Source organism: Rhodococcus sp. GQ147, from assembly GCF_059759155.1.
Genome location: NZ_JCAXDU010000017.1, coordinates 82,797 through 99,264, shown reverse-complemented (window position 1 = coordinate 99,264; position 16,468 = coordinate 82,797). Strand labels below are relative to the sequence as shown.

The window sequence follows — 16,468 nt, the reverse complement described above, 5'->3', positions numbered from 1 at the left end:
GGCGATCCCTGCGAAAGATCGGTGATGCGCCTCCTCGATTCCTCGGTTCCACTCCCCGTGCGTCCCCGCCGCGTCCTCGTGGCGGGGACGTCGAGGAGTTCACCGCGCACCCACGGTGGGTACCGCGACCGCGTCCTCACCGCGCTCGCACAACGTCCCGATCTGCCGGTCGTGCGGCTGACGGGCCGACGGGAGGTCGATACGTGGGCGGCGCTGCTCGCCTGCCGTCCCCCGGCGTCCGGCGGATGAACTCGACACCCGTCCTCGGAGCCCGCGGGTCGGAGAGCACCCGATCGTCCGGGATCACTCGCGCCCGCCGCGGCGGCTCGCTAACGTCGGAGAGATGACACCTCCCACGATCACGCTGAATTCCGGAACGACGATCCCGCAGCTGGGCCTGGGAGTCTGGCAGGCCACCAACGACGAGACCGAACACGCGGTCCGATACGCGATCGACGAGGCCGGTTACCGGCACATCGACACGGCCGCGGCCTACGGCAACGAGGAAGGCGTCGGCCGCGCGCTCACCGCGTCGTCGGTGCCGCGCGAGGACATCTTCGTCACCACCAAGCTGTGGAACGCCGATCAGGGTTACGAGCCGGCACTGAAGGCATTCGACACGAGCCTGAAGAAGCTGGGCACCGAGTACGTCGACCTCTACCTGATCCACTGGCCGCTGCAGGACCGCGAACGGATCCTGCGCACCTGGGACGCCCTCGAGAAGATCGCCGAGTCCGGGCGCGCGAAGGCGGTCGGGGTGTGCAACTTCGAACCGCACCACCTGCAGTTGCTCGTCGATCGTGGCGGGTTGTTGCCTGCGGTGGATCAGGTGGAGTTGCATCCGCACCTGCCGCAGCAGGAGATCCGCCGGTTCGCGTCCGAGCACGGCATCGCCGTCGAGTCGTGGAGCCCGCTCGGTGGCACGAGCAACTCGGGGTGGGGTCCGAACTCGAAGCCGAACACCCTGCTCGTCGACCCGATCGTCACCCGCATCGCCGATCGTCACAGCAAGTCGGCCGCGCAGGTGCTGATCCGCTGGCATCTGCAGAACGGGCTGATCGTCATCCCGAAGTCGGTGCACGAGCAGCGCATCTCCCAGAACATCGACGTCTTCGACTTCGAACTCGACGAGCTCGACCTCAGCGAACTCGACACGCTCGACGACGGCACGCGGGTGGGCGCGCATCCCGACGAGATGAACATCGGCGCTCCTTCCTAGTCCCTTCCCCCGGAACTGGAGCGTGTTCTCATTGTCGGGGTACGCACGTCCGACTTCCGGAAGGCAGCGATGAGCGAGACGACGACGCATGTAGTGCTGGGCAAGCCGGTCACCATGCCCGTGCAGGTCCGAACGGCCACGGCGTTCATGGGGATGTTCTCGGTTCCCGTGCGCCCCGCGCAGGAACTCGTCGCCCGCACCGGGCTCGAGATCCTGCAGTACCGCCCGGGCCACGGGATCTGCACGCTCGTCTTCGTGGACTACGTCGACGGGGACCTCGGTCCGTACAACGAGTTCGGGGTGTGCTTTCCTCGTCCGCAACCATCACAACCGCGGCGACGGCATCGTCGGCGACTGGCGGAGCCTGGTCGGCGGGCAGGCCGGTGCGCTCATCCACCATCTGCCCGTCGACGGCGACTTCACTCTTGCGGCGGGACGCGGCATTTGGGGTTTCCCGAAGACCCTCGCCGACTTCGACACCGACCACGACAGCAGCACCAAGCGCGGTTCGGTCTCCGCCGACGGTGTGCTGATCGCCGAACTGGCGGTGGCGCCCGGATTTCCGGTGCCGGGCAACGGCCTTGCAGCCTCGCTCGCCGCCTACTCGCACATCGACGACGTCACCCGCTGCACGACCTGGGAGATGAATCCGAGCGGCGTGCGCACCGGCTCGGCGGCGCGACCCTACGGTTGGGGACGCATCCGATCGCCGACGAACTGCGGTCGCTCGGTCTGCCCCGACGCGCACTGACCTCGTCGTCGATCGCCGATCTGTGGATGATCTTCGGCAACGCGACCGTCGTCTGAGACTCTCCTGGACTCAGGAGAGCGCGCCCGAGACGGCGAGGACGATCACCGCGACACCCAGCAGGGTGTCGAGCACACCGCAGAACTCCGCGAGCGAGCGGGCGACCACGGTGTTCCGGCGGAAATGAAGGTAGTCCCACGCGGCGTGACCGAGCAGTCCGAGCCCGACGATCACGCCCGCCGGGACGGGGGTGACCGTCACCGCGGCCACCGCGACGGCACCGAAACCCAGCATGGCCACGGTCGACGGCCCGACGAGCATCGCCCGGCCGGCCGGGGTGCGCGCGAGTCCGTAGACGGCGCCCGCGGCACCGAGCGCAACCATCACCACGGTGATCTCGACCGGCACCCCGAACGCGACGACGGCGACCTTGCCGACGCCGATCAGCGCGACGGCGCCGAGGAACAGCGGCCAAGCCGCGCTGCGACGACCCAGCACGGCGGCACCGAGATAGACCAGTGCCGCGCCGGTGAGGATCGCCGGGAAGTCGGTGCCCCCGTCCGCGAGGACGAACGCGGCGAGGGCGACTGCGACGAGGCTCGGCCACCGGCGCAGCACCCCTCGTAGCAGCGCCTTCTGGTCGATGCCGGTCGCAGGTCGATCGACGGGGACGATAGTGATGTCGGAGCTCGTCATGAGGATCCGCCTAAGTTGAACAGTGATGTTCGAGTTGATGGTCAGCGTAACCTGAACATCAGTGTTCGACAAGAGGAGGATCCGTGACCACCCACGAGGCATCCCGCCGTCCCGTATCGCTTCGCACCAGGAAACGTGCGGACGCCGAGCGGAACATCGAGGCGATCCTCGACGCCGCGCGCATCGCACTCAGTCGTGACCCCGACGCGAGCATCGGGGAGATCGCCAAGGCCGCCGGCGTCGGGCGTGTCACCCTCTACGGCCACTTCCCCACTCGCGCAGAACTCGTCACCGCCGTGGTGCAGCGCGCGCTCGCCGAGGCGGAACAGACCGTGGACCGGATCGACCTCACGGGCGACCCCCGCGACGCCCTTCACCGCCTCATCGCGGGCTCGTGGTCGCTGACCGCCGACGCGGGGGCACTGCTCGCGGCCGCCGAACAAGCACTTCCCGCCGAGGACGTACGCGCCGCACACGACGGCCTGCTCGCCCGCGCGACCGCCCTCATCGAGCGCGGTCGCGCCGAAGGGGCGTTCCGCACCGACCTGTCGTCGTCCTGGCTGGCGTCGGTCCTGCACAGCCTGGTCCATTGTGCCGCAACCGAAGTCGCGGCAGGACGGTTGGCGTCGGAGGACGCCGGCGGCAACATCGCCGCAACGGCCCTGTCGTCGTTCACCCCTCCCGGCTGAGCCGTATCAGCCGGACGCGATCACGCCGTCGACGTTCTGACGCTCGCGGAGCCGGGTGACCGTGTCGTGCAGGTGCTCGTCGAGCAGACGCCGCACCTCCTCCCGGTCGGCGGTGCGGATCGCCTCCCGCAGCACGACGTGCTCGTCCACCTGCACGTGCAGGTCGGGATAGGTGGTCTGCAACGCGCCGAGGCACATCCGCGTCTCGACGAGCAGCGTGCGGGCTGCCCGCACGAGCCGCGGACTGTCGGCACTGGCCACGAGGATCTCGTGGAAACGCCGGTCGCCGTCCGAGACACCGGTGGCGTCCTCGCGTTCGGCGGCGGTGCGCATCTCCTCGATCGCCGGTTCGAGGGCCTTCCACGTCTGTTCGCGACGGCCGTCCAGCACCAGGTCGAGGGCACCGCCCTCGATGACCCAGCGGCTGCGGTAGATGTCGACGACGTCGTCGAAGGTGAGCTCGGTGACGAAGATGCCCCGGTTGCGGATGCTGTAGAGCAGACCTTCGGACAGCAACCGCTGCATGGCTTCTCGCAGCGGGCCCCGGGAGACCTGGAAGTGCGCCGCGAGTTCGGCCTCCCCCAGCTGTTCCCCGGGACCGAGCGCACCCCGGACGATGGCCGACCGGATCTGTTCGGCGATGAGCTCGGCCGTGGACGGCCGGGTGACAGGACGTAGATCTTCCAGATCACCGAGCACCATGATCGGTATCCTCCTCGAACAGTGAGCCCAGCTCCGGGCATTCCACTGTATATCCGGCCAGTTCCAGGCCGTGCCACACGGTGACCTGGTTGGCGGTCAGCACCGGCTTGCCGGTCTCCTTCCCGAGTTCCCGCATGATCCGCAGCGTGTGCATCGCGGTGTCGGGCACGAGGACCGCCTGTGCGTCGGGATGATCGTTGGTCCTCACGAATTCGAGGACGGCCTCGTCGGTCAGGGTGCCGACCTCGGCGGCGGTGTCGATGCCGGCGTCGGCGAGCGAGACGACCTCGACATCGGCGTCCGCGAGGAAGGCGACGAACAGTTCGGCGACGTCCCGCGGATAACTCGCCGACACGGCCACCCGGCCGACTCCGAGCGCCCGTAGTGCGGCGACGAACGCGATGCTCGTGCTGGTCGTGGGCACGCCTCCCGCGTCCCGGGAGAGCTGCTCGACCTGGGTGCGTGCCCCCTCGGGTCCGTACACGAAGCTGCCCGACGTGCACGCCCACACGAGAGCGTCGAGGGGCTCGTCCGCGAACTGCGCCGCTCCCCCGGCGAGCTTGGCCGGGCTCCCGAGGTCGAGGAGTTCGGGAACGGCGTGCAGATCGGTTCCGTAGATGTGGGCGACGGGCAGATTCACCCCCAGGAGTTCGGCGGCGAACAGGTAGTCGTCCTCGGCGGCATGATCCGGGTAGACGATCCCGATGGTCGGACGGTCACGATGCATTCAGAACACTCCTCTCAACCACTTTCCCGGCCCGGTCATGGGCAACTTCATCCGTCCCAGGCACGCCCAGATGGTGAGCTGGTTGGCCGTGAGGACCGGCTTGCCGAGTTCCCGTTCGAGCGGCGCGATCAGGTCGTAGGTCGGCAGGTTGGTGCAACTGACGAAGATCGCCTGCGACTCGGGGGTATCGGCCCCGATGATGTGTTCGGCGATGGTGCGGTAGTTGACCTTCCAGATGCCGCCGCCGAGCCCGAGATGCGACGACCGGACGACATCGGTTCCGGCCTCGTTCAGGAAGTCGCGCAGTAGGTCGGTGAGCTCCCGGTCGTAGGGGGTGATCACCGAGATGCGGGTCAGGTCGAGTGCGCGGAGGGCTTCGAGCAGCGCTCCGGAGGTCGTGACCGCGCACGGTGCGCCCGCCCCGCAGATCGCGTCGCACAGGGCCTTCTCGTAGGCCACCCCGTTGACGAAACTGCCCGAGGTACACAGATACGCAACGACTTCCGGTTCCACCGACAGCACGTCGCGGGTCGCGACCATCAGGTGCCGCCGGTCGGAGACCATCTCGGCCATGGCACGGCTGACCGGCACCGGCTCATAGGGGGTTCGAGCGAGGTGCAGACTGACCTCGAGCGGCGCCCATCGCCACAGTTCTCGTTCCAGGGCGAGATCGAAGGGGGCGATCACACCGATGCCCCGCTGAGCCAGAGGACCTTCGAATTCGGGAATGTTCAGTTCCATACGGTCCCTCGGCTTCGTCAAGAGTTCCCTCAGCCTTGAGGATTGTTGACAATAATACGAGGCGCTCTTACGGTGTCAACGTGGATGCCCAGCCGGTCGTTGCAGTGCTTCATGCCGAAGCCGTGCCGGATCGTGCGTGGATGGCCCCGGTGGCCGAACACGCCACGGTGCGCTACACCGACGCCGCCGGCCTGGCCGACGCACTCGACGGCGCCGACATCCTCTTCGCGTACGACTTCCTCACCGACGCCCTGCCCGCGGCCTGGCACGCCGCGACCTCCTTGAAGTGGATCCATGTCGCCGCGGCCGGGGTCGACGCCCTCATGTTCCCCGACCTGCGCGACAGCGACGTGGTCGTCACCAATTCCCGCGGAGTCTTCGACGGGGCGATCGCCGAATACGTACTCGCCCAGATACTTTCCTTCGCCAAGGACATCCCAGAATCCCTGCGGCTCCAGCGCGAGCACATCTGGAAGCACCGCGAGTCCGAACGCATCGCCGGTCGCTCCGTGCTCGTCGTCGGCACCGGTCCGATCGGCCGCGCGATCGCACGCCTGCTCTCGGCCGTGGGGATGACGGTCCGAGGCTCGGGCCGGCGCCCTCGCGACGACGACCCCGATTTCGGCACCGTCACCACGACCGCGGATCTTCCCGGCGCCCTCGCCGACGCCGATTTCGTCGTCGTGGCCGCGCCTCTCACCGAGCAGACCCGGCACCTGTTCGACGCCCGGATGTTCGCCGCGATGAAGTCGAAGGCCCGCTTCGTCAACGTCGGGCGGGGCGAACTCGTGCGCACCGACGACCTCGTCGAGGCACTGCGGTCGGGCGCCATCGCCGGTGCCGCACTGGATGTGCTCGACGTCGAGCCGCTCCCCGAGGACCATCTGCTCTGGGACATGCCGAACGTCTCGATCACCCCGCACAATTCGGGGGATTTCGTGGGCTGGCGCGATGCGCTGGTGGACGTCTTCATCGACAATTTCCACCGTCACCGCAGTGGCGAACCTCTTCGGAACGTGGTGGACAAGAAGCTGGGTTACGTGCCCGGCGCGTGAGAGTCGGCATCGTCCGACGAGAAGGAGGCACGATGGAGCCCACAGACATGACCGCCGTCGAACTCGTGTCGGCGTTCTCCTCGGGCGAGTTGTCTCCCGTCGAGGTGACACGGGCCGTGCTCGATCGGATCGCGGCGCACGATCGCGAGATCAACTCGTTCTGCCTCGTCGACGAGGAGAAGGCCCTCGACCAGGCACGCCGCTCCGAGGAGCGGTGGCGGACCGGCTATTCGAAGGGCCTGCTCGACGGGGTCCCCATCTCGATCAAGGACGTCTTCCTCACCGACGGATGGCCGACCCTGCGGGGCTCGCAGGCCATCGACGAGAACCAGGACTGGAACGTCGACAGCCCGGTCGCGGCCCGGCTGCGCGAGGACGGAATGGTGCTGGTGGGCAAGACCACCACCCCGGAGATCGCGTGGAAGGCGGTGACCGATTCGGCCCTGTACGGGGTGACCACGAATCCCGTCGATACGACGAAGACCGCCGGTGGCTCGTCCGGTGGCAGCGCGGCGGCGGTCGCGGCCGGCTTCGGTCCGTGCTCCGTCGGCACCGACGGTGGGGGAAGTATCCGCATCCCCGCATCGTTCTGCGGCGTGGTGGGTTTCAAGCCCACTCACGGCCGGATCCCGATCTTCCCCGCCAGCCCGTTCGGGCCGCTCGCGCACGCCGGGCCGATCACCCGGACGGTCGAGGACGCGGCGCTGCTCACCGACATCCTCGCGCTGCCCGATCCCCGGGACCCGACGGCCCTTGCGCCGCCGCTGACGACCTTCCGCGGTGGCCTCAACCGCGAGGTGGTGGGGATGGACGTCGCCTATTCCAGGACCCTCGGCTACGTCGACGTGGACCCCGAGGTCGGTGAGATCGTCGACCGGGCGGTCCGCGTCCTCGACGAAGCCGGGCTGCGCGTGACCGCCGCCGATCCCGGTTTCCCCGATCCGCTCGATGCCTTCGAGAACCTTTGGGCGGCAGGCGCAGCGACGATGCTGAAGACCTTCCCCGAGGGCACGCGCGACAAGGTGGACCCCGGTCTCGGACGCGTGTGGTCCCACGGCGAACAACTCGGTGCCGTGGACTATCTCGAGGCCCGCGCGGTCGCGGCGGCGGTCGGCATCACGATGGGGATCTTCCACCAGAGGTACAACGTGCTGATCACCCCGACGATGCCGATCCCCGCCTTCGAGGCCGGCCACGACGTGCCTCCGGATTCGTTGCTGACCTCGTGGCCGCAGTGGACCCCGTTCACCTATCCCTTCAATCTCACGCAGCAGCCGGCCATCAGCATCCCTGTGGGCACCACCTCGGCGGGTCTGCCCGTGGGTCTGCAGATCGTCGGGCCGCGGCACTCGGACGACCTGCTGCTCGCCGTCGCGCGATTCGCCGAGTACGCGTTGAGCTGAAGAAGAGGTCTGCACGGGAACGGCACCGCACAGTCTGTGCGGTGCCGTTCCCGTGCGGTGCCCGTCTATGCGCGTGCGAAGCTCAGCGTCTCCCCCACGACCCCCTGGATCCACAGGTCGTTGCACGCGACGGCGAGTTCGGGCAGGCCATCCTCGATCGTCGCGAAGACGTTGCCCGGCACCCAGCCCACATCGCCGTTGAGCAACAGATTGTTCCGGCCGTAGAACAACGCGAGATCGGTCGCTCCCTGCTGCGCATGGGCCTGCGAGCCGGGTTCGTAACCGTATGCGGGATTACCGATCTCCCACGGTTCGAAGTCGAACAGGCACACATCCCCCGGGATCGGCGTCACCGTCGGGTTCTCCCGGTGCGGTGCCGCGGTGATCCTCGGGACGAGGGTGTAGAGCTCGTTGCGGGCGTACTTGGCGTGGAACGCCGAACCGCTCTGCGGCAGGGCGTCCCACACCGCCGCGCAGGTGAGCGGCGCCTCGTCGTCGAGAAGCCGTGCTCTGCACGTGATGTCGCGCTTGTCGAGAGTGATCGTGATGTATCGGGCCACGCGGACTCCCTCGTTCGACGGATTATCGGACCTCGGCGAGGACCTCGGACCAGATCCCGAGCGCATCCTCGATCTGCCGGATGGTGACGATCAGCGGCGGGATCATGCGCACCACGTTCATGTGCGCACCGCAGGTCAACAGCAGCAACCCCTTCTGCGCGGCGAGCTGCTGCGCTGCGGACGCCCGCTCCCGGTCGGGTGCTCCGTCGGTAGTGAACTCGAGGCCCACCATGAGGCCGAGGCCGCGCACGTCGCCGATGGCGTCGATCGTGTTCTCCCGTGCACCGGAGAGCAGTTCACGTCCACGTGCGGCGGCGTTGTCGACGAGCCCCTCCTTTTCGATCACGTCGAGAGTGGCCACGGCCGCCGCGCAGGAGACCGCATTAGCTCCGTACGTGCCGCCCTGCGATCCCGGACGGGCGCGCTCCATGAGTTCCTCGGAGGCGGCGATACCCGACAGCGGGAAACCGCTCGCGAGGCCCTTGGCGATGGTGATGATGTCGGGTCGCACGTCGAAGTGCTGATGCCCGAAGAACTTTCCGGTCCGCCCGAATCCGGTCTGGATCTCGTCGAAGACGAGCAGGATGCCGTGTTCGTCGGCCCGCTGCCACAGTCCCTGGAAGAACCTGGTGTTGCCGGGGACGTAACCGCCCTCGCCCAGGACCGGTTCGACGACGAAGGCCGCGATCTCGTCCGGCGCCACGAGGGTCGCGAACAGGTAGTCCAGTTCCTGCAGGGCGAAATCGGTCGCTTCCTCCTCCGACCAGCCGTAGCGATAGGCCGTGGGGAAGGGAGCGACGTGTACACCGCCCATGAGCGGCGAGAACCCTGCGGAGAAACGGGTTCCGGAGGTGGTCATCGTGGCGGCGGCGACGGTACGGCCGTGGAAACCGCCGTGGAAGACGACGATTCCGGGTCGCCCTGTCGCCTGGCGGGCCAGACGCAGCGCCGCCTCGACTGCCTCGCTGCCCGAATTGGCGAAGAACAGCGAGTCGAGTCCTTCGGGGAGCACCGTGCCCAGGCGTTCGGTGAGTTCGAGCAGGGGCCGGTGCATCACGGTCGTGTACTGCCCGTGGATCAGCGAGCCGATCTGCCGGCGGGCGGCCTCGACGACGTGCGGGTGACAGTGGCCGGTACTCGTGACGCCGATGCCGGCGGTGAAGTCGAGATACCGACGTCCGTCGGTGCCGTGGATGTAGCACCCCTCGGCGTGGTCGACGGTGACGGGCGTTGCCTGCAGCAGGCGGGGTGAAAGACGGGTCATGACGATCCCTCCGAACAGCCGAGGGCGCGAACCCTCGTGCCGGTTGTCGGATTGTTGACAATATGGATAACACGCGGGGATGGTCGATGCAACGGCGAGCGGTGTAACGGCAGCGTTTCGTCACTCGCACCGCAGGGCATCCGCACAGCAGGAAGCCGCATCGCCCACGGATGAGGACATCATGATCAGCAACGACGACATCGACACCCTCGCTCGCGCCACCGTGTACGGGCCGGACGGTGACAAGCTCGGACGCGTCGGAGAGGTCTACCTGGACAACGACACGGGCCGACCCGCCTGGATCACCGTCGTCACGGGTCTGTTCGGAACGCGCCGGCACTTCGCCCCGATCGACGAAGCCGTGCTCGACAGCACCGGAGTGCGCCTGCCCTTCGACAAGGACACGATCACCGGCGCCCCGAACATCGACGAGAACGGTGAGCTGACCCCGCTCGAGGAGGACGAGCTGTACCGCTACTACCGCCGGTTCGGGGACACCCCTGCAGGGGGTGGATCCACCGGCGATCAGGGCGGATTCACGGACGATCGGGCCGGGTTCACCGACGACCGCAGCGGCCTCGGCGAGCGGAGCGCAGCCGGTGGTGGCCTCGTCGGTGGCGCGGCCGGCGGACCGGGAGGCACCGGGACGCCGCACACCGGCGAGACGTACGGCACCACCACATCGGCGGGAACCGGGCCCTCACCGACACCGCCCGACGTCGCGCGTGAGGAGATCGCCGGCAACTACCGGCCGAGCGAGGGCCAGCGGGACGAATCGCTCGAGCACTCGATGCCGGGGCATACCGCGTCGACGCCGTCCACACCGTCCGGGACCGCGGACTCGTCCACACCGTCCGGGACCGCGGACTCGTCCACACCGTCCGGGACCGCGGACTCGGCGGCGGACACCGCCCGCCACGCAGCTCCCGGCAGCGACAGCGGCAGCGGCAGCGGCAGCGGCAGCGATCAGGAGATCGTCGGTCCGGGACCGACGGGGCCGGCGCACTTCACGCCGCCGCCGTCGGCCGACACGAGCACGGCCGATGCGAAGACGGACACGGCAGGCGGCGAGGACGCCGACCGGCCGCGCAAGCCGCGCCTGGTGCGCCGCGTCGTGACCACGGAGTACTACGAGGAGGAACCGGACGACGCGACCGGCGCCGACCGTTCCTGATCCACACACGAAGCCGGGACGACCACAATCGATGTGGTCGTCCCGGCTTCGTCGTGCGGTACCACGTGTCGCGCGGTACGGTCCTGCGATCTACAACCAGGTGTCCTCCGTGACAGAGGTGAGGAACGCTTCGAGGTCGTCGCGCCAGGGCGCCGGCGTCGTCTTCTCCGGTTCGATCCCGGTGTACTGCCCGCGGTAGAAGAGCAGCGGGCGTTCCTTCTCGTCGCGCACCTCGCTCAGCGACGACACGCGACCGAAGACCACCCAGTGGTCTCCCCCGTCGTGCACCGTCTCGACCGTGCAATCGATGTGCGCAAGCGAGCCCGTCAGGACGGGTGAGCCCAACGGGGAGGGCGTCCAGTCGAGTCCGGCGAACTTGTCGGGTTCGCGAGAACCGAACCGCGCGCAGGTCTCCTGCTGTTCCTCGGCAAGGACGTTGACGCAGAAGCGGCCCGCTCGTTCGATGGCCGCCCACGACCGCGACTGCTTCGTGGGGCAGAACAATACGAGCGGCGGGTCGAGCGACAACGCTGCGAACGACTGGCACGCGAATCCTACAGGCGTTCCGTCGTCCTCGGTGGTGGTGATGACGGTGACGCCGGTGCAGAACTGCCCGAGCACGGTGCGGAAGGCCCGTGGGTCGATCGCACCGTTCTCTCCGGCCTCCGGCGCGGTCATTACTGCATTCCCACCGAGAAGTCGTGGCCCCATAGGCTCACGGACGTGGATTCACGGGCGATCCAGTCGTCGTCCTCGACCTGCAGCCCCTCGCAACCGAATTCGACGTCGAATCCGCCGGGGGTCTTCATGTAGAAGGACAGCATCTTGTCGTTGACGTGGCGACCGAGCGTCGCCGACATCTTGACCTTCTTCCGCAGTGCGCGGTCGAGGGCGAGACCGACGTCGTCGGAGTTCTCCACCTCGATCATCAGGTGCACGATACCCGACGGGGTGGGCATGGGCAGGAAGGCGAGGCTGTGATGGCGCGGATTGCATCCGAAGAACCTCAGCCAGGCCGGTTTTCCGTCGGCGGGCCGGCCGACCATCTGCGGAGGCATCCGCATCGAATCACGCAGGCGGAAACCGAGCACGTCGCGGTAGAAGCGCAGCGATTCCTCGTCGTCGCGGGTCGAGAGCACCACGTGCCCGAGACCCTGCTCGCCGGTGACGAACTTGTGCCCGTACGGGCTGACGACGCGGCGGTGTTCGAGGGCGGCACCGTGGAACGCCTCGAGGGTGTTGCCCGACGGATCCTGGAAGACGATCAGTTCGTCGACGCGACGATCGGCGAGTTGCTCGGCGGTGCCCTCCTTGAACGGGACGCCTGCCGCGGACAGACTGTCGCGAACCGACTGGAGATCGGCGGCGTTCGCGGTCTCCCAGCCCGAGACGAGCAGCGTGTCGGATTCGTGCGGCTCGATGACGAGCCGGGCCGGGAAGTCGTCCATCCGCAGGTACAGCGCGTCGGCGTGGGTGCCCTTGCCCTCGATCATGCCGAGGACCTTGAGTCCGTACTCGCGCCAGGCCGGGACGTCGGTGGCGCCGATCCGGAGATATGCCAGCGACCGGATACTCATCTATTCGACTCCATCCGTGAGGAAATCCGCTGTCAGGCGGTTGAATTCGTCGAACTTCTCGAGCTGGGCCCAGTGGCCGCATCCACCGAACACGTGCAACTGTGCACGCGGGATCATCTTCAGTGCGACGAGTGCACCGTCGAGCGGGTTGACGCGGTCCTCGCGACCCCAGATCAGCAGTACCCGCTGACGGAGTTTGTAGGCGTCGCGCCAGAGCATCCCCTTCTCGAATTCGGCGCTGGAGAACGACTTCCCCATCGCCTTCGCCGCAGCGAGCGACTCGGGGGTGCTCGCCGACGCGAACCGCTCCTCGACGAGCTCGGGGGTGATCAGCGACTGGTCGAACACCATGATCCGCAGGAACGCCTCGAGATTTTCGCGGGTGGGCTCGTACGAGAACCGGCCGAGATTCTTGACCCCCTCGGTGGGGTCGGGTGCGAACAGGTTGACGCTCAGCCCACCCGGCCCCATGAGGACGAGTCGCCCTGCGCGCTCGGGGTAGTCGAGCGCGAACCGCACGGCGGCACCACCACCGAGCGAGTTGCCGAGGAGGTGGACGCGGTCGGTGATCCCGATCGTGTCGAGCAGGTCGCTCAGCGCGGACGCACTGTGCACGAAGTACTGCGGATGCTCGGTCGGCTTGTCGGACCTGCCGTAGCCGGGCTGGTCGACGGCGAGCACGTGGAACCGTTGTGCCAGCACCGGAATGTTCCTGGCGAAGTTCGACCACGACGACGCGCCCGGGCCACCGCCGTGGAGCAGGACGATCGTGGTGTCGTTGCCGACACCGGCCTCGTGGTAGTGCAGGCGCAGGTCGTCGCGGACCTGCGCGAAACGGGAGGTCGACTCGTAGGTGATCTCGTCGATTGCGGTCACATCCACCCCTAGACCATCGTGTCGGTGATCGGCAGACCGAACTCGGCGGCACCGAACATCACGTAGGCGCGCTCGGCGTCATTGGCGGCGTGCACACGACCGGCGTGCGCGTCGCGCCAGAAACGCTGGATGGGTGTGCCGTCCGCGAGTGCGGTGGCACCCGAGTTCTCGAAGAGACGGTCGATCGACGTGATTGCACGGCCGGTCGCGCGGACCTGGTCGCGACGCGCCCGCAGCCGCAGTTCCATCGGAACCTCCTCGCCGGCGAGGAGGTGGGCGTACTCGTCGGCGACGTTGCCCGACAGCTGGCGCCAGGCCGCGTCGATGTCGCTGGAGGCCTCGGCGATGCGCACCTTGGCGAACGGATCGTCCTTGGCTTTCTCGCCGGCGTACGCCGCACGGACACGCTTGCCCTGGTGTTCGACGTGCGCCTCGTACGCGCCGTAGGCCATGCCGACGATGGGCGTCGAGATGGTCGTGGGATGGATGGTGCCCCACGGCATCTTGTAGACGGGTGCGGTGTTGCGCTCGAGCCCGGGCGAGGCGAGGTCGTTCATGGCCTTGAAGCTGAGGAAGCGGTGGCGCGGGACGAAGACGTCCTTGACCTTGATCGTGTTGGATCCGGTGCCGCGCAGACCGACCACGTGCCACACGTCGTCGATCTCGTACTCGGAACGAGGGATCAGGAAGCTGCCGAAGTCGACGGGGCGGCCGTCCTTGATGACCGGGCCACCGACGACGACCCAGCTCGCGTGGTCGCATCCGGACGACCAGGCCCACGCACCGTTGACCTTGTATCCGCCGTCGACGACCTCACCGGCACCCATGGGCGCGTAGGACGAGGAGATGCGGACGTCGGTGTCGTCGCCCCAGACCTCTTCCTGGGCCTGCTGGTCGAAGAGTGCGAGGTGCCAGTTGTGGACGCCGATAATGCCGGAGACCCATCCGGTCGAGCCGCACGCGCTCGCGATGTTGCGCACCGCGGTGAAGAAGGTGACGGGATCGGCCTCGTATCCACCCCACTGGGCCGGTTGCAGAAGTTTGAAGAAGCCGGCCTCCTGGAGCTCCTTGATCGAGTCGTCGGGCACCCGGCGCAGATTCTCGGCCTCCTGCGCACGTTCTCGCAGCGTGGGCAGCAGAGCGTCGATCCGCTGCAGTACCTCGTGGCTGTCGTGGTCACCCACTGGACGCTCCCGTCTGTTCAGGAATTGATCGCTTGTACCGAGACTAGAACATGTTCTTATTCGTGTCGAGACGCGCCGCACCCGCAGGTAGACAATCTCTGTGGCGGGACCAAAGTCCCCGAACCCTTCCCCTCGGGACGCGAATTCTATAACGTGTTCTAGAAGAAATTTCCGGAGGGAAGTGAGCGGACATGGCACAGATTCGCGAGATCGACGTCGGAGAGGTCCGGACGCGTTTCGCGCGAGGCTGGCACTGCCTCGGCCTCAGTCGCACGTTCAAGGACGGCAAGCCTCACGCCGTCGAGGCCTTCGGCACGAAACTCGTGGTGTGGGCCGACAGCAACGGCGACGCGAAGGTGCTCGACGCGTACTGCCGCCACATGGGCGGCGACCTGTCACAGGGCGAGATCAAGGGCGATTCGGTTGCGTGCCCGTTCCACGACTGGCGCTGGGGCGGCAACGGCAAGTGCACGGACATCCCGTACGCCAAGCGTGTTCCCCCGCTGGCCCGCACCCGTTCGTGGATCACGATGGAGAAGCACGGCCAGCTGTTCGTGTGGAACGACCCCGAGGGCAACACCCCGCCTCCGGAGGTCACCATCCCCGAGATCGAGCAGTACGGCTCGGACGAGTGGACGGACTGGACCTGGAACCAGATCCGGATCGAAGGTTCCAACTGTCGCGAGATCATCGACAACGTCGTCGACATGGCGCACTTCTTCTACATCCACTACGCCTTCCCCACGTTCTTCAAGAACGTCTTCGAGGGGCACATCGCGGAGCAGTACCTCAACACCCGCGGCCGGCCGGACAAGGGTATGGCGACGCAGTACGGGCTGGAGTCGACGCTCGAGTCGTACGCGGCCTATTACGGCCCCTCCTACATGATCAATCCGCTGAAGAACAACTACGGTGGGTACCAGACCGAATCCGTGCTGATCAACTGCCACTACCCGATCACGCACGATTCGTTCATGCTGCAGTACGGCATCATCGTCAAGAAGCCGCAGGGCATGTCACCCGAGCAGTCCGACGTGCTGGCCGCCAAGCTCACCGAGGGTGTCGGCGAGGGCTTCCTGCAGGACGTCGAGATCTGGAAGAACAAGACAAAGATCGACAATCCCCTGCTGTGCGATGAGGACGGTCCGGTCTACCAGCTCCGCCGCTGGTACGAGCAGTTCTACGTCGACGTCGCCGACGTGACGGAGAAGATGACGGGCCGCTTCGAGTTCGAGGTCGACACCGCCAAGGCCAACGAGGCCTGGGAGAAGGAGGTCGCCGAGAATCTCGAGCGTAAGAAGCGCGAGGAAGAACAGGGCAAGCAGGAAGCGGAGGTGTGACGATGAGTGCCTCGACCCGGCGGAGCAGATGGGCGAAGTCCCCGGACTTCTCCCAGTGGCCCGAGCGGGCCGAGGCCGTCGCCGCCCAGACCGCGATCGACAAGATCAACTATCTGGATTCGGGTCAGCACGAGGTGCAGTGCCGCGAGTGCGGCACCTGCGTGCTGGTGCGCAAGAACAGCCTGTCGCACACGAGCGTGCAGTGGCAGGAGGATCCGGACACCGTGTGCCCGACCTTCCGCGAGACCGCCTCGCTCCGAGGCTCGTCCATCACACCGCGCGAAGGGTGTCCGCGGCTCCGGGAGAGCATCGACCGGGCCGTGCTCGACGGCACCCCTCCCGTACCGGACGGATCACCCACCTGACCGATTCCGACCCCGATCGACCCCGCGACGGCACCGTCCCTATCGGACGGTGCCGTCGCTCGTCGTCGGACGGCGATATCGCGTTCCAGTGTCGGCGTCACCGCGTCTTCGCTTCACGTGCAGGACTCTTCGCATTCGGGGATGGACT

The 16,468-nt window shown here is 67.4% G+C and carries 18 protein-coding genes and 1 pseudogene; 9 read left to right on the top strand and 10 right to left on the bottom strand.

What is annotated here, in order from left to right:
- Positions 1 to 24: 24 nt before the first annotated feature.
- From AC6CID_RS19090 to AC6CID_RS19080, 3 genes and pseudogenes are all read left to right on the top strand, one after another.
- A complete protein-coding gene (locus tag AC6CID_RS19090) occupies positions 25 to 249 on the top strand; it encodes a hypothetical protein (RefSeq protein ID WP_138841562.1) in 225 nt (74 codons plus the stop codon).
- 94 nt (positions 250 to 343) lie between these two features.
- A complete protein-coding gene (locus AC6CID_RS19085) occupies positions 344 to 1,219 on the top strand; it encodes an aldo/keto reductase (protein WP_024102892.1) in 876 nt (291 codons plus the stop codon).
- A 69-nt stretch (positions 1,220 to 1,288) separates the two neighbouring features.
- A pseudogene (locus AC6CID_RS19080) lies at positions 1,289 to 2,026 on the top strand (acetoacetate decarboxylase family protein).
- 13 nt (positions 2,027 to 2,039) lie between these two features.
- Here AC6CID_RS19080 and AC6CID_RS19075 read toward each other — a convergent pair.
- Positions 2,040 to 2,663, bottom strand: a complete 624-nt coding sequence (locus tag AC6CID_RS19075; protein WP_217579210.1) for a hypothetical protein — start codon at positions 2,661 to 2,663, stop codon at positions 2,040 to 2,042.
- Positions 2,664 to 2,746: 83 nt separating this feature from the next.
- On the opposite strand from AC6CID_RS19075, the gene AC6CID_RS19070 reads away from it, so the two are divergent.
- Entirely contained in the window at positions 2,747 to 3,352 is a 606-nt protein-coding gene (locus tag AC6CID_RS19070; protein ID WP_064061671.1) for a TetR/AcrR family transcriptional regulator, read from the top strand.
- Positions 3,353 to 3,358: 6 nt separating this feature from the next.
- Here the strand turns inward: AC6CID_RS19070 and AC6CID_RS19065 are convergent, their stop codons facing one another.
- The 3 genes from AC6CID_RS19065 to AC6CID_RS19055 are packed head-to-tail and all read right to left on the bottom strand — an operon-like array spanning position 3,359 to position 5,522.
- Positions 3,359 to 4,054, bottom strand: coding sequence for a GntR family transcriptional regulator (locus AC6CID_RS19065; RefSeq protein WP_006550439.1), 696 nt, complete (start codon positions 4,052 to 4,054; stop codon positions 3,359 to 3,361).
- On the bottom strand, positions 4,041 to 4,781 hold the full coding sequence (locus tag AC6CID_RS19060; RefSeq protein ID WP_498354324.1) for a maleate cis-trans isomerase family protein: 741 nt from the start codon (positions 4,779 to 4,781) through the stop codon (positions 4,041 to 4,043). The genes AC6CID_RS19065 and AC6CID_RS19060 overlap by 14 nt, the downstream gene beginning before the upstream one ends.
- On the bottom strand, positions 4,782 to 5,522 hold the full coding sequence (locus tag AC6CID_RS19055) for a maleate cis-trans isomerase family protein (RefSeq protein ID WP_006550441.1): 741 nt from the start codon (positions 5,520 to 5,522) through the stop codon (positions 4,782 to 4,784). It abuts the gene before it with no gap.
- 140 nt (positions 5,523 to 5,662) lie between these two features.
- Between AC6CID_RS19055 and AC6CID_RS19050 the strand changes: the two genes are divergently transcribed.
- Both AC6CID_RS19050 and AC6CID_RS19045 read left to right on the top strand, forming a co-directional pair.
- On the top strand, positions 5,663 to 6,577 hold the full coding sequence (locus AC6CID_RS19050) for a D-2-hydroxyacid dehydrogenase (protein ID WP_498354327.1): 915 nt from the start codon (positions 5,663 to 5,665) through the stop codon (positions 6,575 to 6,577).
- Positions 6,578 to 6,609: 32 nt separating this feature from the next.
- Positions 6,610 to 7,980 carry an amidase gene (locus AC6CID_RS19045; RefSeq protein ID WP_498354323.1) on the top strand — a complete coding sequence of 457 codons (1,371 nt, stop codon included), beginning with the start codon at positions 6,610 to 6,612 and terminating at the stop codon, positions 7,978 to 7,980.
- A gap of 65 nt (positions 7,981 to 8,045) precedes the next feature.
- Here AC6CID_RS19045 and AC6CID_RS19040 read toward each other — a convergent pair whose 3' ends face one another.
- Together AC6CID_RS19040 and AC6CID_RS19035 are read right to left on the bottom strand one after the other, a co-directional pair.
- Positions 8,046 to 8,540: a DUF3830 family protein gene (locus tag AC6CID_RS19040; RefSeq protein WP_019290153.1), complete on the bottom strand. Its 495-nt coding sequence runs from the start codon at positions 8,538 to 8,540 to the stop codon at positions 8,046 to 8,048.
- 22 nt (positions 8,541 to 8,562) lie between these two features.
- The gene (locus AC6CID_RS19035) at positions 8,563 to 9,804 is read right to left on the bottom strand and encodes an aspartate aminotransferase family protein (protein ID WP_220666491.1); all 1,242 of its coding nucleotides are present in this window, start codon (positions 9,802 to 9,804) and stop codon (positions 8,563 to 8,565) included.
- Positions 9,805 to 9,985: 181 nt separating this feature from the next.
- Here AC6CID_RS19035 and AC6CID_RS19030 point away from each other — a divergent pair, with 181 nt between their 5' ends.
- Positions 9,986 to 10,978 (top strand): PRC-barrel domain-containing protein, encoded by a 993-nt coding sequence (locus AC6CID_RS19030; protein ID WP_498354322.1) that lies wholly within the window; start codon positions 9,986 to 9,988, stop codon positions 10,976 to 10,978.
- Positions 10,979 to 11,068: 90 nt separating this feature from the next.
- On the opposite strand, the gene hsaB is transcribed toward AC6CID_RS19030, so the two are convergent.
- Genes hsaB through hsaA form a run of 4 tightly spaced genes read right to left on the bottom strand, consistent with a single transcriptional unit; the run spans position 11,069 to position 14,615 of the window.
- On the bottom strand, positions 11,069 to 11,656 hold the full coding sequence (gene hsaB, locus AC6CID_RS19025) for a 3-hydroxy-9,10-secoandrosta-1,3,5(10)-triene-9,17-dione monooxygenase reductase subunit (protein ID WP_016693305.1): 588 nt from the start codon (positions 11,654 to 11,656) through the stop codon (positions 11,069 to 11,071).
- Positions 11,656 to 12,555, bottom strand: a complete 900-nt coding sequence (gene hsaC, locus AC6CID_RS19020) for an iron-dependent extradiol dioxygenase HsaC (protein ID WP_498354321.1) — start codon at positions 12,553 to 12,555, stop codon at positions 11,656 to 11,658. The genes hsaB and hsaC overlap by 1 nt, the downstream gene beginning before the upstream one ends.
- Positions 12,556 to 13,431: a 4,5:9,10-diseco-3-hydroxy-5,9,17-trioxoandrosta-1(10),2-diene-4-oate hydrolase gene (gene hsaD / locus AC6CID_RS19015; RefSeq protein ID WP_064061707.1), complete on the bottom strand. Its 876-nt coding sequence runs from the start codon at positions 13,429 to 13,431 to the stop codon at positions 12,556 to 12,558.
- Positions 13,432 to 13,439: 8 nt separating this feature from the next.
- Positions 13,440 to 14,615 carry a 3-hydroxy-9,10-secoandrosta-1,3,5(10)-triene-9,17-dione monooxygenase oxygenase subunit gene (hsaA, locus tag AC6CID_RS19010; protein WP_006550450.1) on the bottom strand — a complete coding sequence of 392 codons (1,176 nt, stop codon included), beginning with the start codon at positions 14,613 to 14,615 and terminating at the stop codon, positions 13,440 to 13,442.
- A gap of 191 nt (positions 14,616 to 14,806) precedes the next feature.
- On the opposite strand from hsaA, the gene AC6CID_RS19005 reads away from it, so the two are divergent.
- Positions 14,807 to 15,955 carry a 3-ketosteroid-9-alpha-monooxygenase, oxygenase component gene (locus AC6CID_RS19005; protein WP_006550451.1) on the top strand — a complete coding sequence of 383 codons (1,149 nt, stop codon included), beginning with the start codon at positions 14,807 to 14,809 and terminating at the stop codon, positions 15,953 to 15,955.
- A gap of 2 nt (positions 15,956 to 15,957) precedes the next feature.
- Positions 15,958 to 16,320 carry a hypothetical protein gene (locus AC6CID_RS19000; protein WP_498354320.1) on the top strand — a complete coding sequence of 121 codons (363 nt, stop codon included), beginning with the start codon at positions 15,958 to 15,960 and terminating at the stop codon, positions 16,318 to 16,320.
- Positions 16,321 to 16,468 lie beyond the last annotated feature (148 nt).

What these genes read in the sequence shown, in the direction of transcription:
- AC6CID_RS19030 (WP_498354322.1), top strand. Translation starts at nt 9,986, where the DNA reads ATGATCAGCAACGACGACATCGACACCCTCGCTCGCGCCACCGTGTAC.
- AC6CID_RS19065 (WP_006550439.1), bottom strand. Translation starts at nt 4,054, where the DNA reads ATGGTGCTCGGTGATCTGGAAGATCTACGTCCTGTCACCCGGCCGTCC.
- AC6CID_RS19000 (WP_498354320.1), top strand. Translation starts at nt 15,958, where the DNA reads ATGAGTGCCTCGACCCGGCGGAGCAGATGGGCGAAGTCCCCGGACTTC.
- AC6CID_RS19005 (WP_006550451.1), top strand. Translation starts at nt 14,807, where the DNA reads ATGGCACAGATTCGCGAGATCGACGTCGGAGAGGTCCGGACGCGTTTC.
- AC6CID_RS19050 (WP_498354327.1), top strand. Translation starts at nt 5,663, where the DNA reads ATGGCCCCGGTGGCCGAACACGCCACGGTGCGCTACACCGACGCCGCC.
- AC6CID_RS19045 (WP_498354323.1), top strand. Translation starts at nt 6,610, where the DNA reads ATGGAGCCCACAGACATGACCGCCGTCGAACTCGTGTCGGCGTTCTCC.
- AC6CID_RS19055 (WP_006550441.1), bottom strand. Translation starts at nt 5,522, where the DNA reads ATGGAACTGAACATTCCCGAATTCGAAGGTCCTCTGGCTCAGCGGGGC.
- hsaC (WP_498354321.1), bottom strand. Translation starts at nt 12,555, where the DNA reads ATGAGTATCCGGTCGCTGGCATATCTCCGGATCGGCGCCACCGACGTC.
- AC6CID_RS19090 (WP_138841562.1), top strand. Translation starts at nt 25, where the DNA reads ATGCGCCTCCTCGATTCCTCGGTTCCACTCCCCGTGCGTCCCCGCCGC.
- AC6CID_RS19075 (WP_217579210.1), bottom strand. Translation starts at nt 2,663, where the DNA reads ATGACGAGCTCCGACATCACTATCGTCCCCGTCGATCGACCTGCGACC.
- AC6CID_RS19085 (WP_024102892.1), top strand. Translation starts at nt 344, where the DNA reads ATGACACCTCCCACGATCACGCTGAATTCCGGAACGACGATCCCGCAG.
- hsaB (WP_016693305.1), bottom strand. Translation starts at nt 11,656, where the DNA reads ATGACCGCGCCGGAGGCCGGAGAGAACGGTGCGATCGACCCACGGGCC.
- AC6CID_RS19060 (WP_498354324.1), bottom strand. Translation starts at nt 4,781, where the DNA reads ATGCATCGTGACCGTCCGACCATCGGGATCGTCTACCCGGATCATGCC.
- AC6CID_RS19035 (WP_220666491.1), bottom strand. Translation starts at nt 9,804, where the DNA reads ATGACCCGTCTTTCACCCCGCCTGCTGCAGGCAACGCCCGTCACCGTC.